The organism is Stieleria sedimenti (genome assembly GCF_025060895.1).
Classification (GTDB): domain Bacteria; phylum Planctomycetota; class Planctomycetia; order Pirellulales; family Pirellulaceae; genus Stieleria; species Stieleria sedimenti.
On the sequence record NZ_JANZKV010000057.1, the window covers coordinates 16,739 to 31,760 of the forward strand.

Here is a 15,022-nt window from a genome sequence, read left to right on the forward strand (position 1 = left end):
AGTAACTAAGAGAAATTTTTCAGCCGATCCTCAGTGCGGTCGGAACCGCTCTTGATTCAAATGTGCGGACCACACTTTCCGCCACTCTGGACCAACTACAGTCTCTAACCGATTCGGTGATAGAACAAAGATCAAAATTGGATTCCAGGCATTCATCCACTGCAACGCCCATTGCCTTCCAATCCTCAACTGGTACGACTCGTCCGCAGCACGGGGTTTTAACAAAAAACGCATTGTCGCCAGCATCAGTTGCGACAACCTGCACACCTGTGGCAAGCGCTTCCAGCACCGCGTTGCAACATCCCTCTCGACGACTCGCCAATGCAAAAAGATCTGCGGCGCGTAGCCAATCGGCAACCACAGCGGGGGATTGGGGGCCGATGAATTGGACACGATTACCGATCCCTAGTGAATCAGCCTGCTTTCTCAATTCAATGCCCCACGGCGACGTAACCCCGCCCCCAATGCATACGAGTTGTACTCTAGTTCGATTCTCTAATGAGGCAAAGGCACGAATCAGCGTGTCGTGCCCTTTCACCGGCTTCAAATTTCCGACTGAGACGATCAGTTTGTTTGTATTCCGATAACCCACCGCGGTGCGAGCAGACTCCTTGTTTCCAGGGTGAAAGCAAGCGGTGTCAACACCGTTGGGAATGACTGATATTTTCCCCTTGGGAACACCCGCAAGGATTGCTGCATTTCGCAATGAATGACTGACGGCAATGACGCCGGTTGCTTCACTGAGTGCTTTGACTAATTGCCGCCCACGTGATCGCGTGCTAAAGAGCTCAACTTCCAATCCGCGGATCGTGATGAAGACTGGTATCCCACGTCGTTTTGCAACGCGCCAGCACCCCACACCTTCAGGATATCCAAAATGGGCGTCGAGAACGGCATCATCCAATATGGACTGTTCAAGCCCACAAAGCCACGTCTCGACGCATCGCTCCATCCATAGACTATCATAGGATTTCGCAATGCCTGGCAGATAGAACATGTTAGCTAAGTCCATGTTCAACGTCCTGTCCGGAAGTACCGAGTCTTTCACTCGCGGACGAACTAGTGGGAACCACGGTTGTGGAACGAGGGCGCGGACGGAGGTCAACTCAGACATCTTTTCCAGGCGGCGTCGCACGAATAGTCCCAGCAACGGATTCCGCTCTGTTGGCAGATTCGTGCAGACACTTAGCACATTCACTACTGGATTATCCTTGTACTAGGAATTGGCTGTGTAGAAGTCGATAGGTAACCGCTGGTGTTACTTTCAGATTTTGGCCGCGCAGACTCATATGCCCTTCGCTGGTCTCGGATCTGTTCCAACCAGGAAGGCATAGTTTCTGGCGAGACGACTTTTCCTATCGACCGTTTTTTTTGCGTGCTATCGAAGAGTGTTTCAAGCAACTCATCGCCTAAAGTCGATCGGTAGTGACCAGATTCCCAGTACCACCGCATCACTGTTTCCCTGTCGCTTGGTACAGGCACCGCTTCGGTCGTCGAATCGTTATACCACGAGAAATCCCACAGCCGTGTATCGTAATCTTGGCACAGCTGAGATACTTTCAACTTCCAGTTTTCAAACTCCACCCAACGATCGGTCGCATTTAAGATTCTAAGAATGTCAGCGTGGTAGGGATGCGTATACACTTCGATGCGTATTTCTCTCCGTTTGCACAGCCGCAGTAACGACTCGATTGCGCGAATTTCTTGCGACTCTTCGAGAGGTGGAAAGATTCTCTCTCGGCATTTGTCGTCGTATTCCGCGTTTTTTTGCTCAAACAACGATGCCTGTCCTTCCGATCGGATCAAGTTTCGAAACGCCTCTCCAGAATTGAAACCGGCGTCAGTCATGTTCGCCACGTACGGATTGCTTTGCAACAATACGGTTAGAATTGAATCGGAAAGTGCAGACAGTGACAGTGTGGAGGCAGTCGCGTCAGTTAGACGCTGCGGAAATCCAGGTGCGAACTTTTTCGTTTCATCGAGCGAGCGTAATCTCGCCCACATAGGCGATTCGTCAGTCGATTTGATTGCGACAGTTCCAGATCGCTGACCGGAATCCCCGGGTTTGCGAAGTACGTTCAGGAAGTCGACCCCGAGCACGACGGTTGACGGTTTGTGGTGAACAATTACATGTTCCAAATACGCTAGTGCGATTTCCGTGCCGCCACCTGGTTGCCCCAGGTTGTAGGCTGGTTTGAAGGCGTCGGGTAATCCTTCGCTGTCGGGATCCAGCCCGATGTCGACGCGAGAATTCCCCAAAAAGATTGTTTTGTATTCGTTTCGAACAACGCCGTAAGCCTTTGCCATCCGAACTTGGCGGATGGCCTTGGGCTTGAAGAAACTAAAACCAGTGTATCTGGGGATACCGAATCGCAGGTAGGGATCAATTGCAACGTTGAACCCCGCAACAAGCAGGGAGAGCAGCGTTAGCATCATGGCAACGCGATATAGATATCCCCGGCAGTCTGAGTCGCTGATCGAAAATTCAATTCTGCGAGCCATCGCCTCTTCTAAATCGGCATCCTTTTTAAGTTCCCCGTAAGCAGTCATTGTGCCGTTCAAAACTGAAAATACAGGAATTCGGATACTTCAGCCAAACTCAAAATCCCGACTAATGCAACCAAACTTATCAACAAAGACCAAGCCAAAGACGGCGTCCAAGTTAACGGAATCACTGGACCAAAACCTGCATCGGGCAAACGACTTATGGTGGACTGACTGGTGTATTCCCATGCGGGCTGAAACCGGCGCATGAACGATTGGGTTGTCGGCAATAGCCAAACAATGAGCGACAATCCCCCAATCCAGCCCAAAGCCATCACAAAGTTTGTTCCACTTGCAGAATCGCCATTTATCCCAAAAATCGCAAGTTGTCTGCTGATGCCGCCAAGCCGGTTGAGCAGAGCGTGGGGAAGCGAGATCCCGTTGCTACCGATCATCCCACCCACAATCTGATTCGCCGTCTCCAACGATGTTGCGCGAAAATAGACCCAAGCAAATTGTACCGCTATAAATGTGGTGGCGCAAGCGAACAATCGGTAGACCCACGTCTGCTTGACTCGCGAAAGCTGTTTGGTTTGGTGGCTCCATCCATGCTGAATGACCAAGTATCCGCCGTGCAATGCGCCCCATAAAACGAATGTCCATCCCGCGCCGTGCCACAGTCCGCCCAGCAGCATCGTGATCATCAGATTACGATACCTCCGCGCGTTTCCGCGTCGATTTCCGCCCAAGGGAATGTAGAGGTAATCACGCAAGAACCTGGAGAGAGTCATGTGCCAGCGTCGCCAAAACTCACTGATCGACTCAGACCGATAAGGCGCGAAGAAATTCAACGGTAACTTGATTCCAAACATTCGCGCCGCTCCGATTGCCATGTCTGAGTAACCGGAGAAGTCGAAATAGATTTGAAATCCATAAGCGAGTACTCCGATCCAAGCATGTACGAGGGTCGCCGATTGGCACGCTTGTGGATCATCAAATAGACCATTCGCATAAGGGGCAATACCGTCGGCAAGGACCGCTTTCTTGAACAGCCCCAATGCAAAAATCGTCAGACCGACTGACTTGTCGACTGCTGTCGACCGTCGAATCGATTTGATCTGCGGCATCATTTCGGCATGATGCACGATCGGCCCGGCGATCAACTGCGGAAAAAAACTAACAAAAAGCCCGTATTCCGTCGGCCTGTAGCGTTGGGGAAGGCCCGAGTAGCAATCGGCCAGATATGCAATCTGTTGAAAGGTGAAAAATGAAATCGCCAGTGGCAGCGCGATGTCGCCAAAGTGAGTCTCCGATCCCGTCAAACTTGCAATGTTATCTGCGATGAATCCTGCGTACTTGAAGTATCCAATTAGTGCGAGATTCGTCGCGACACCAGCGACAAGAACCAGCTTTGTCGGTTTCGCTCGCAAGTGAGCACCGACGAAATAATTGAACGCGATCGTCGAAAGCAATAGTGGCAGGTAGACGGGGTTCCACCACGCATAGAAGAACAATGAGCACGAGAGTAGCCAAACAATACGAGCCGAATAATTTTCTGAGAGAATCCGATTGCCGATCAGGGCAATTGGAAGCAGTAAGAAAATAAACTCGTATGAATTAAACAGCATGATCGCAATAATTGCGTCGCGTCAGAAACGACGTCAAGAAGTGCCCAGTTGTGGGATAGACCACAAGCCTGTCAGTACCGGAGAATCACAGGCTGGCAGCCTATTCCACTGCACCGTGTCCACTGCACCGTGGCTCAAATGAAGGAGAGCTGTGACTAAAACATCACGTAGACGGATTCAGAGATCTCTGCCGATTGCTCTTGATCAATCGGATGCTTCAACGCGACGCGTAGAATCTTATTGAGCATTGGTTCGAGGAGCTTTGCGCTTTGCTGGTCGCGCCAACGGGAGGCGATCGCCGACGCGATTTCGCCCGCCGGTGTGTCGTCGTTGCTAAACGCGGATGCGAATTCAAATTCCGCCGGCGAAGCGTTGCTGCCGGAGACATCTTCCCAAGTGCTGTCTCGCTGTTGAGCATTGGTCGGATCAATCAGTCCAAGCCCCTTTTTTCTTGCCTCCACAACACTCGGCCAAAACGCGGAATCGAATAGCTTTCGAATTTGTTGATGGTACTCGTCGTCAGGCTCCGCCTGTTTGACCGCATAGACATCCTCGTTCTCTAGGCCCTCGCCCTTGCCTTCAGGCCATTCTGGCTGCTCCATTTTGACAAGAATGCAATTGCCAAGTGCAAGAACATCCATTTCCGTTCGCATGAAGCAGCGATAGGCATCATACGGCGTGCAGACGATCGGCTCGCCACGAACGTTGAATGAAGTGTTCACCAAAACGCCGTAACCCGTGTCTTGATCGAATTGTTTGATTAAGTCGTAGAACTGGGCGTGATGTTCCCTTCGAACAGTTTGTATCCGAGCGGAATAGTCAACGTGGGTGACCGCAGGGATATCGGACCGCAACTGGCGGACGATTGGCAACAAGTCTTCTTCGTCCACTTCTTGGTCGCCCTGTGGAGCGATTCGTCGTTCTTCTTTCACCGGTGCGACGAGCAACATGTAGGGGCTTTCGCCTTCGATATCAAAATAGTCCGAAACACGCTCCCGTAGTACAGCCGGAGCAAAGGGGCGAAACGATTCACGGTACTTGATTCGTAGGTTCAGAGTCGTTTGCATTTCGGTGTTTCGAACGTCTCCGAGGATGGAGCGGGCGCCCAGAGAACGCGGCCCGAATTCCAGGCGTCCGGAAAAGTGCCCGACCACTTTTCCATCGGCCAACTGTTTCGAAAGAAAGGCGTTTCTTTCTTTCTCTGGCAGTTCACTGAACGGATAACCGTGTGTGTTCAAATACCCTTTGATTTCGTCGGCGGAAAACTCTGGCCCCAGATAGGAGCCACCTTGGTCCGACAACTCAGTGCGTTCCTTGCGTTCATGGCCTCCGTAGGTGTGCCAAGCATCCAACGCAACTCCGAGTGCACAACCCGAGTCGCCGGCGGCTGGCTGGATCCAAAGGTCGTCGAAAACGCCCTCACGGAGCAGTTTCCCGTTTGCCACGCAGTTAAGGGCAACTCCACCTGCCAGACAGAGATTCGATTCACCGGTAATCTCGCGTGCGTGCCGCGCCATTCGAATCATCGCAAGCTCGGTGACCTCCTGGATAGACCGCGCAATGTCCATTTCGCGACGGGTGATTCGGCTTTCGGGATCTCGTCGCGGCCCATCGAATAGATCGTCAAATTTGTCTGACGTTGTGCTGACTTCGCGTAGAAACGCAAAATAGTCCATGTTCAGTTCGATCGAACCATCCTCTTTCACGTCGACGATGTTGTCCAAAATCTGTTGCGTGTAGATCGGTCTGCCATAAGGAGCAAGTCCCATCATCTTGTACTCGCCCGAATTCACCTTGAATCCGGTGAAGTGCGTGAAAGCGGAATACAACAGCCCAAGTGAATTTGGGAAAGACATCTCACGAAGGAGTTTGATTGAGTTGTCTTTGCCATGTCCGATGGAAGCGGTCGCCCACTCGCCAACCCCGTCGATGGTAATGATTGCTGCACTTTCAAACGGCGATGGATAGTAACAGCTCGCAGCGTGCGAGCGGTGGTGGTTCCCCTGAAGGATCGGACCCTCGTAGCAAAGCGATTTCCTGACCAGCTGCGGGAAATTCAACTTCGTTCTGGCCCAATCCGGGACGATCGTTCCCCACATTTCTCGAGCAGAATCGACATCAATGGCCATCAGGCTGTGCATGATGCGTTCAAACGTCAGTGCGGAATCGTCATAGAATGCGACGGCCGAAAGCTGATCCTGATTGATGCTTCCCTGTTCCAAGCAGAAGTTGATCGCGTGATTCGGGAATCGACGGTCATTCTTGACCCGGCTGAATCGTTCTTCTTCGGCCGCTGCAACAATTTCCCCGTTGCGGATTAGGGCCGCAGCGGAATTGTGATAGAAGGACGAGATGCCAAGAATGTAGCTATCGGCTGCGGAACTCACATGCACGGCAGACGCATTGGCGGCGTTTAGCTTGTCGGTGTCTGGGACGTTTGCTTTCGCAATGATTTTGCGGGATGAGAGAAACTGGTCCATTTGTTCGGCGACCAGACGATTTGCGTAGGGCGTGAAGTGGCCACCTTGCTCGAAACTAAGCTTCAACCTGTCTTGGTAGGGCAGCTTGCTGAGCACAGTCGATACATCGCCGACGTGAACGTTGTTTTGCGGGTCGTCCAGTTTTTCAAACAGCGTCTGATAAACGGGTTCCATTCCCACAAGATAAAAATCTCGCGTCGGGATCGGAAAGATGATGATGGGTAATGGGCTGGCCTCGGCAATAAACTGATGAAGAATTGCCTCCATTAGAAGCCAACCGTCGGTTTGGTCGGACAAGATGTCCGGGTACGGATGGTGCCCACGGATACGTTTGAATTCGGTGATCAATCGCGATCCCGCATCCGAGAGCAATGATGAATTCCGCAATTCCTTCAGACCAGGCACGAGCGAATAAAGGTCATGAACCTTACTCAATAAGTCGTCATCACGCTTCGCAGGTGATGCTTGATTGTTTCCATCACTTTCCGGGCGATCTGTTGGCACCGGTACTTGACGCAGTCGGAGCGTGCCGCCAATCAGGTTGAAGTAAGGCTTCGGTACCTGAACCTGCCGACCGGTAACGCGATCAATCGAAGGTCGAAATGCGGTTTGGATGCGATGGAAACTGTCGATCTGAACGCAGATCACAATGGCGTCGGCTTCGATGTCCTTGGCGAACTTTCGGTAGGCCAGCAAATGCTGATCCGTACCGCTACCGGAAATACCAAAGTTGTAGACCTCGCATCTGCATAGGGAGGCGAGTTGGTCGGAATAGCGGTCACAGTTCGAAACGTTGTCGCCAGCGGTGTACGAGTCTCCAAACATCAAGATTCGCGGTCGATTCCCTTTTTGTTTAATGAACTCGGTGTCGGATCGGAATCCAGATGAATTGGTTCTGACAAAGAATCCTCCCGCTTCGTTCGTCAGTCGAGCGTTTTGGTTGGGGACAAAACGATGCCCGATGTCTGAATCGTGTTGAATCAGCATTCGGTGGGTCGCCTGTTTCAGCAAAAACATTGTCTATCCAATCCTGTTTTCAATCCTAGTAATGATGGTGCGTCGCTCGAATAGCAACGGTAAACGCACCCTGCCGTTAGCCATCAAAATGATGCTTCCACGCTTTGCCAGAGCTCTGCGTATTCTCGATACATCCGATCGATCGGGTACTCTTTACAGACACGACTTCGATTTAGACGTCCAAGTTCACTGCGAAGGAACGAATCAGAAGCCATGGCGTGTAACCCGGAAGCGTAGCCTTCCAAGTTCTCATGTGAGTAGACGAATTCACGGTTTTTTTCACACAGCATTCGGGCGTTATCGGCGATGTCGGTTGAAATGACTGGCAGGCCGGTCGCCATCGCTTCGAGCAGCGAATTCGAAGCGGCCTCGGAACGCGATGTGGTGACGTTGACGTCGATTGCCGCAAAGGCGTCCTCCGGCTTGTCGATGTAACCGTGGAAATAGACAGAATCCGCAATTCCGAGCTCAACTGCCAACTGCCCCAGTCGTTCACGTTCAGGGCCATCCCCAAAGATTGCCAGTTGACTGTTTGGTGGTTTCGCTTTTGCAAAGGCCTGAAATAACATCGGCAGGTTCTTGCTTGGTCGCAGCGTTCCCACGTAGCCGAAGACGACACGATCTAGATTGCTCGCTAGAATCTGATTTCGGAGCGTATGATTTTCCCTTGGCGAGAATCGTTCGGTATCAACACCCGTCTTGATGAATGTGATTTTTTCCTTGGGAACTCCATAGTGCTCGATCGACATGTCGAACAGCGTGTGGGACGTGACGACGACCTGATGACATCCCGGTAGGAGTACTCGTCTCATCAATCGTCGTCTCCAGCCCTTGCCGTCGACGTCGGCAGATAGCCCACATTCATTATGGACCACTGGCCGAAACCGAGCGAATTTCGCGGCCAGTACAGCATCTGTCGCCCCCCAGTTGTAAGTCAAAATGACAGAGGGATTCAAGTCGCGAATGTAGCGCCAAAGATCGACTGGAAAGCGAACCCGCCCTTTTTTAGGCGGCCCTTTGTAAACCCGAACGTCACACGATGGATCTAGAAGCGACGCGGCACCTGTTCTGCCGTTGAGCGACAAGATTGCATGGCCTCCCCCAGGGCCCATCGCATTGATCGTACGAGTTACTCGCAACTCTGCCCCGCCACGATTGTATTCTGGGAAGATGTGCAGAAAGCGGATCGACTCTTCCGTGCAGTTCTTCGTCACCGATCCCACCCGTTCTAAAGCTTGAGCGCTCATGGACATCGCTTGCACGCGTTGGCGTGAGTAGCGATTGCTGTGTTAAAGACGTCGGCCAATTGCTTGGTAAGGGAGCGACCGTCAAAGTCTGCCGCGACAGAATCCCACATCGCCGATGTTGTAGAGTTTGTCCATAGTTTCGCCATAGCACTCGCAATACTGTCGGCATCATCTGCTTGCGCAATCGTACCTATCTGATAGCGGTTGACGATGTTGGCGACCGCGCCAGGGACACAGAGTGTTAAAATTGGTTTTTTAAATAGAATCATCTCAAACAGTTTCCCTGGCACTTGGAGCGATGTCCCAGGTTGTAACAACAGGAATGCATCGACCTCAGCCATTCGCCGCAACATTTGGTCATGTGGGATCGCTGGTTTGATTTCAATTTGTGACTCCACTCCACGATCGGCGGCATAGCGAAGCAGATCGAAATTGGGATCACAATACCCAACTTGTTCGAGAACAATGGTTTTGCCATTCGCTTTCAATTTTGCGACCGCGTCGACAACTGGACGGGGATCTCGATTTCGATACAGGCTTCCAGGATGCAGGAGACGAAGTGGTTTATCGTCTTTGGATGCGACTACCTGAGCGTCCAGATAGCTCTGGATTGATGGTCGGATCTCAGGATCAAATCCGTTCGTGATCGACACAAACTTTTCACAAGGCAATTTCGAGTAATAATTGGCGAAATCATCTCGCAATTCGGGCGTGTTCAGAATCACAACGGATGCATCGTACACGCATGACCGTTCGAGCCTTGCTACCCAGCGATTCGCAATCCAAGACTTGTTTCGCGGTCCCCAAGGAACACGAGTCCAAGGATCGCGAAAATCGAGGACCAACGGCAAGTTCGCTTCTCTTGCAATCGCTTGCCCGACCAGTAGCGATGAAAACGGAGGAGCTGTTGCATAAATCAGCGAAGGTCTTCGCTCGCTGACAATCTCCATGCCCTTGGTGACAGCATTCCGTTTCCAACCAATTCGGTCGTCTGGAATTGCGAAAGCCAACTCAGTGGCTTGCCGTCGCAGTTTCTGCAGAGTGGTGTCAGGGCGAGCCTCATCTGCCGAGCCTGGCACCACCGAACCGGAGGAACCAGACAAGCGATCTGAAGTTACTGAGCTTGTTGGCTGTTTTGCATTTGTTCGTCTTAGCGTTCGGCGAAGACGGAGCTTGATGGCGTCTTCTGGACGGACGAGTTTGACACCATCAACTTGAATGTCTGGAGGCACTAGTGATGCCAAATGATTGTCGAGTCGCGAATGATCTTCTGGCGATGACGTAAGCACGGACGGCAGCCAACCGTTCTCACAGAGAAAACGGCAGAATCGTAGAGTTCGATGAACCCCTGCACTCGCGACGGGCGGGAAGTTGTATGCGACAATTATCGCGACTGCATTTCCGCTATTCACTGAAAACTCCGTTTTTGAACAACGGCAATAACGATGGTAGAAACTCGCTGAGCCATTTGTCGGCATTCTGCGATCGATTCAGGCACTTTCCAATTCAGTCCAACAGGTCCGTCCCAAGAAGTCGTAAACGTTTCTAATCGCAAATACATTTGTGTGATGGGTTGTCAATTGATAGTCGCATCCAATTCTTGAAATCTGTGAATCGGTGTTCTTGATAAAGAGTCCAAATCCCGCTGATTCAAATTCGGCCAACAGATCTTTTACTGTGTATCCAAATTCATTGAAGTGCTCCTCCGAAATTTCGAAATAGACGCAGCTGGCCCTTTCTACTGTTTTCCGCCCACCCTTAAGAACAAATTTTTCATAACCCTCAACGTCGATTTTCAACAGATCAATCTTTGAGAATTCTGTTGTGTAATCGTCCAATCGATGCACAGGAACACACAGGCCGTCTCGACTACGGATAACGTGATTTGTGTCGTCATTGGTACCGGAGCTAAAGGAAATCTCCCCATTTGATTCGCCCAGAGCGCAATTGAAGAGCCTTACACGCCCCTCTAGATCGTTTAGTTTCACATTCTCCTCCAGAAAACCAAAAATACGCGGATGGGGCTCAAAGGCTACGACGTGGCCGTGAGGCATGACCAACGCGGCGGGGATAGCCGTTGTTCCGATATTCGCACCAACGTCGATGTAAACGTTTCCGCTTCTTAAATAGCTGGTGATGAAATCAGCATCTGACTTTCTCGCATTGGGGTCGTAGAGCGTCGCTAGAGATAGAGAACTCTTGCGAAGATGGATTCGAAACCCATTCGAAGGAAGTTTTAGTCGGAAGAGTGCTCCTGCATCAAACGGAAGCCAAGCGAGAAACTTGCACGACAATCGCCGAAATGGCTTCGGATCGTTGTTAAGAACACGTACAATAGTTTTTAGTTTATCTATCAACCTAGATTCACTCAGTGAAGTTAATCGGCAGATCCGCGGTGGAATGTCCGACCATCAGACTGGACCTCGTCTACGGACGTCATTCCAAGAGCATAGGAATCATTTTTGGCAAGTTGTGCATACGCAGTACAGCACACCGCGAGCCAGAGAAACCATTCGCCATCAAGCACACTTGTGAAAAAAGAGCACACAAATTCACATGCGATGACTGCCAGCAATACTGCGCCCAAAAATGATCGATGTGAGTCGTATGGACGAATATAGGATCTCGAAGCACGATACGCGAGAATAGCTCCGCTTCCAATTACCGCTAGCCAAAGAAAAAGTCCTTGAATGCCCCAGCCAGCAGCGATATCTAACGGCCCGTTGTGAACAGAACGGAATTCGTCACGGAAGTGTTGAATGTAGCCACGCCCCCGTGGGCTCGTGAATGCGGCCTCTCCGCCAGAGCCAAGCGGATAATCGGAAATCATCTTTACAGCTGCCTTCCAATAATCGAGGCGTTCTGAGGCGGAATCGTCACGCTCCTCAGCGGATGCAAATATCGAGTCGAATCGCTCCCAAATTGCTTCGCTTTTTGCCATCACCAGCACCGCGCAAATGCCAAGAACGCAAAGCCATATAGACCGTTTCCTGCTAACACCACGTGAAAAGAGTACAATTGTGATTCCAGCGGCAAGCAGTCCGAGATAAGCACCACGACTATTGCACCGCAAAATCGTTTCCAAGACCAGTGGAGCAGCAACGAGGGACACCGCCGCATAGACCTTATTTCGCATCGAAATTACGAAGTATCCGGCAAGCGGAAGCCCCAACGCCATTACCGCAGAGCCGCCATTGGCCCCTTGCGCCCCAGGGAAGCTGAAACCTTCTAGCCGCCCGCCTTCGATCGAGCCTTGGCCGCCGATAACGATTTGGTAACCGACAAATCCGCAGCCAACGACTATTGCGAACAGAAACAGCTCCAAATCAGCTTGAGTCCGGATGCTAAAATAGATGAAAGCGGATGCGAGGCATCCCTTCCACAATATGTCGAAAACTTTGCTACTTTCGGGCGGGTAATTAGCTAATAAAGCGTTCACCAAGAAAGCATTGAACGATATCGCGGCTAGCATCCAAAGAAGTCGAGTTCCCTGTCGCGATGAAGCTGCCCGGGTTTTCCAGTGAACCAGATTTGCCACGATCAATATTACCGCAGCTAGCAAGCTCCACCGCATCGTCAAAGATCTCAGCAAACCGCCTCCGAACCACCAAAACACCGGACTCGCAAAAAAAACCATCGAGTTCGCAAGTGCTGCGTAGATCGGACGTTTGAGGGACGCAAGCGAAAGGAGGACGAATGCGGCTAACCATGCTAACGCGGTTAGACTCATCGGTGCGCCGTGACCTTTGGATTCGTGTGTTGCCCGCCACTTTGAAGCATCTTGGACGCGTGGCCTAAAGAAAAATCAATCAGTCCTCTTGCCGAAAAAAGTTCTCGAAGTTCAGCTTGCCCCGCGTCAACGATCGCGAGCCTGCGTTTATCATCGTTTAGCAAATCGCGAATCGTTTGTGCGAGGTCAGCTAGGTCCCAGCGTACGGAAACATACGTTTCCTCCGCGCGGAATATATCAGGCCACGTCTTAATATGATCCACCGTTGGTTTGACAAGACAGGCACCATTCAACACAGCTTCGAAATCTCGATAGCAGAGCTCACCCCATCCAAAGGGGCTGACTACGATTTTTGATCGACGAATTTCATCCAAAAACTGAGCTCGCGGGACAATCGATTCACCTGACGTTACCAGATCCATTTTTTCAATTATCCGCTTGAAGTGGATTCGGTGACGCGAATACACGGGCTCTGTGCCGATACCAAAACGGCAATGTATGTCAATCTCACGAGGAATGCCTGCGTCAATGAAAGCTGGTGTTGGCGCGCATTTCAACAAATAAATTTGAATGGTCTCGCGAAGACTCCCCCATTCGAGAAAATTGCCAAAACCAAAGTTCCAACTTAGTTTAAGTTTCTCTCGCTCATCTTCAAAAGCCCGAAGTTCTTTATCCTGTTCGTAAATTTGTTCGCCCAAATCGTAGTGCCGAACGAAAAAATCTGAATGCATCCTGTTATGAATGAAAGACTTGTCGTAATTACTGAGATCCTTGTAGTACTGGCCTTTCCAATAGGCATCAATATGCGGAAGCACCTCAAACTGTGTATTCCCTGCACTGTCCCGATTGTCAAACCAATGAATCCCCTGATATTCGCTTCTTAGTCTCGCTAAGAAACGAATGGTTTCCTCAATCGGTTTGCGGTAAAAGAGCTTCCCTTCCACTGCTGCAATATCCGCCTTAGGCATCCGTGTGGTGTCGTACGAGTAACTAACGGACAGACCTGCGTTCTCTAATGCCCTTGAACAAAGAACATAGGGGAAAAAGACTCGAGATGGTACGGGACGTCGAAGCAACGACGACCTTCGAGTGAAAACGATCAGTTTTTTCATTTAATGAGTTCGTGCCGATACGACGATTTGCGGAACAGTGCCCCCAAGCAATCCATTATCACGCGGCCGTGCGTAACCGTTAGCGGCAGGCAGCGCTTCGATTGTTGTATTTTTCTAACTGCGAGAGACATTTGCGAGCTGTCTATACAGTTGTGCGTAGCCTTCTAACATCCTCGCCAAAGTATACGTCCCGCGCTGGCGGGCCAAAGCGGCGAGGCCATATGAATCGCGAAGCTCCAGATCGTTCATTTTAATCATCGCATCGACCAACTCTCGCTGATTGTTAGGAGCAATCACGATGCCACACGGATCTGGCGGTGCCAACATGATACTGGCGTCGCCCACATCGGTCGCAATCACCGCTAATTCAGAAGCCATTGCTTCTAGCATCGATTGACTCATTCCTTCGCTATCGCTGCAATTGACGTAAACGTCCATTGCTGCCAGATATCGCCATGTGTGCCATTGATGTCCGACAAAATGAACGCAGTCGGACAAGCCTTTTGAATCGGCTAACTGTTCTAGTTCGTCTCGGCAGGGACCATCTCCAACGAACAATAGATGGCCTTTTCGTTCAAGCGACGCCTGGGCGTCGGCAAGGGATCGAATCGCCAGTCCCAGATTCTTGATCCTGGATAGACGCGCGACGGTACCAATCACGTAATCGTCGTTCGCAAACCCGAGTTCTTGACGAACCAAGGTTCGAAATTCGCGGCGCTGCGCTGGGCTATGCTTTGAATCTAATCCATTGGGGACCACATGGATCTGTGACGCGTCAATTTTCGTAATCGCTTCGATTTTCGCAGCTACGCAGTGCGAATTCGTTGTTACAGCAATCCGTCGGCAAATCCAACGCATCACAAGTGCTCGGAGTCGAAGTTTCAACGGCCCGCAGGCATTCGTGCCAAGGACAGTTCCTCGTTCTCCATGCAAATGCACACAAGATCCGTATCGACGTACTGCAAGATAGGACTCAACTAGGGTCGCCCAGTTGTGGGAATGCACGATGTCGGGCTTGAGGTGCTCTAAGGCATTCGCGATCACTCGGATGGACCGCAGACTGTTTCCTTTGAGGATGCGCAGCTCAATCACGTCGACATTGCTTGTATCAAACCATGCCCTTGCGGTCCCCATCTGGTCAAGGCATATAATGCTAATCTTGAAGTTGTCCCTCGGAAGTCCGTTTGCAACATTTGCGATGTAACGCTCCATCCCACCCGCGTCCAAACGCAGGACAACAACTGCGACATGAACAATCGTTTTTTTGATAATTTTAGCTAAGGTACTTGGGACCGGATTCGGTAATCCCATTGGAACAGCCCGC

Annotated in this window: 10 protein-coding genes; all 10 read right to left on the reverse strand. The window is 51.0% G+C overall.

Annotated elements, in window-relative coordinates:
- Positions 1-19 precede the first annotated feature (19 nt).
- Positions 20-1,012 (reverse strand): glycosyltransferase, encoded by a 993-nt coding sequence (locus tag NZK35_RS08895; protein ID WP_259632180.1) that lies wholly within the window; start codon positions 1,010-1,012, stop codon positions 20-22.
- 185 nt (positions 1,013-1,197) lie between these two features.
- Positions 1,198-2,550 (reverse strand): hypothetical protein, encoded by a 1,353-nt coding sequence (locus tag NZK35_RS08900; RefSeq protein ID WP_259632181.1) that lies wholly within the window; start codon positions 2,548-2,550, stop codon positions 1,198-1,200.
- Between the two features lie 8 nt (positions 2,551-2,558).
- Positions 2,559-4,112 (reverse strand): MBOAT family O-acyltransferase, encoded by a 1,554-nt coding sequence (locus NZK35_RS08905; protein ID WP_259632182.1) that lies wholly within the window; start codon positions 4,110-4,112, stop codon positions 2,559-2,561.
- 155 nt (positions 4,113-4,267) lie between these two features.
- A complete protein-coding gene (locus NZK35_RS08910; RefSeq protein ID WP_259632183.1) occupies positions 4,268-7,609 on the reverse strand; it encodes a carbamoyltransferase N-terminal domain-containing protein in 3,342 nt (1,113 codons plus the stop codon).
- A gap of 83 nt (positions 7,610-7,692) precedes the next feature.
- Complete coding sequence (locus tag NZK35_RS08915) at positions 7,693-8,856, reverse strand: glycosyltransferase (RefSeq protein ID WP_259632184.1); 1,164 nt, start codon at positions 8,854-8,856, stop codon at positions 7,693-7,695.
- Positions 8,853-10,145: a glycosyltransferase gene (locus NZK35_RS08920; protein WP_323379624.1), complete on the reverse strand. Its 1,293-nt coding sequence runs from the start codon at positions 10,143-10,145 to the stop codon at positions 8,853-8,855. The genes NZK35_RS08915 and NZK35_RS08920 overlap by 4 nt, the downstream gene beginning before the upstream one ends.
- A 201-nt stretch (positions 10,146-10,346) precedes the next feature.
- Positions 10,347-11,213, reverse strand: a complete 867-nt coding sequence (locus tag NZK35_RS08925) for an FkbM family methyltransferase (protein ID WP_259632186.1) — start codon at positions 11,211-11,213, stop codon at positions 10,347-10,349.
- Between the two features lie 20 nt (positions 11,214-11,233).
- A complete protein-coding gene (locus NZK35_RS08930) occupies positions 11,234-12,586 on the reverse strand; it encodes an O-antigen ligase family protein (protein WP_259632187.1) in 1,353 nt (450 codons plus the stop codon).
- Positions 12,583-13,554, reverse strand: a complete 972-nt coding sequence (locus NZK35_RS08935; RefSeq protein ID WP_259632188.1) for a glycosyltransferase — start codon at positions 13,552-13,554, stop codon at positions 12,583-12,585. Before NZK35_RS08935 ends, NZK35_RS08930 begins: the two co-directional genes overlap by 4 nt.
- A gap of 258 nt (positions 13,555-13,812) precedes the next feature.
- The gene (locus NZK35_RS08940) at positions 13,813-15,009 is read right to left on the reverse strand and encodes a glycosyltransferase (protein ID WP_259632189.1); all 1,197 of its coding nucleotides are present in this window, start codon (positions 15,007-15,009) and stop codon (positions 13,813-13,815) included.
- Positions 15,010-15,022 lie beyond the last annotated feature (13 nt).

What these genes read in the sequence shown, in the direction of transcription:
- NZK35_RS08895 (WP_259632180.1), bottom strand. Translation starts at nt 1,012, where the DNA reads ATGGACTTAGCTAACATGTTCTATCTGCCAGGCATTGCGAAATCCTAT.
- NZK35_RS08900 (WP_259632181.1), bottom strand. Translation starts at nt 2,550, where the DNA reads ATGACTGCTTACGGGGAACTTAAAAAGGATGCCGATTTAGAAGAGGCG.
- NZK35_RS08905 (WP_259632182.1), bottom strand. Translation starts at nt 4,112, where the DNA reads ATGCTGTTTAATTCATACGAGTTTATTTTCTTACTGCTTCCAATTGCC.
- NZK35_RS08910 (WP_259632183.1), bottom strand. Translation starts at nt 7,609, where the DNA reads ATGTTTTTGCTGAAACAGGCGACCCACCGAATGCTGATTCAACACGAT.
- NZK35_RS08915 (WP_259632184.1), bottom strand. Translation starts at nt 8,856, where the DNA reads ATGAGCGCTCAAGCTTTAGAACGGGTGGGATCGGTGACGAAGAACTGC.
- NZK35_RS08930 (WP_259632187.1), bottom strand. Translation starts at nt 12,586, where the DNA reads ATGAGTCTAACCGCGTTAGCATGGTTAGCCGCATTCGTCCTCCTTTCG.
- NZK35_RS08935 (WP_259632188.1), bottom strand. Translation starts at nt 13,554, where the DNA reads ATGCCTAAGGCGGATATTGCAGCAGTGGAAGGGAAGCTCTTTTACCGC.
- NZK35_RS08940 (WP_259632189.1), bottom strand. Translation starts at nt 15,009, where the DNA reads ATGGGATTACCGAATCCGGTCCCAAGTACCTTAGCTAAAATTATCAAA.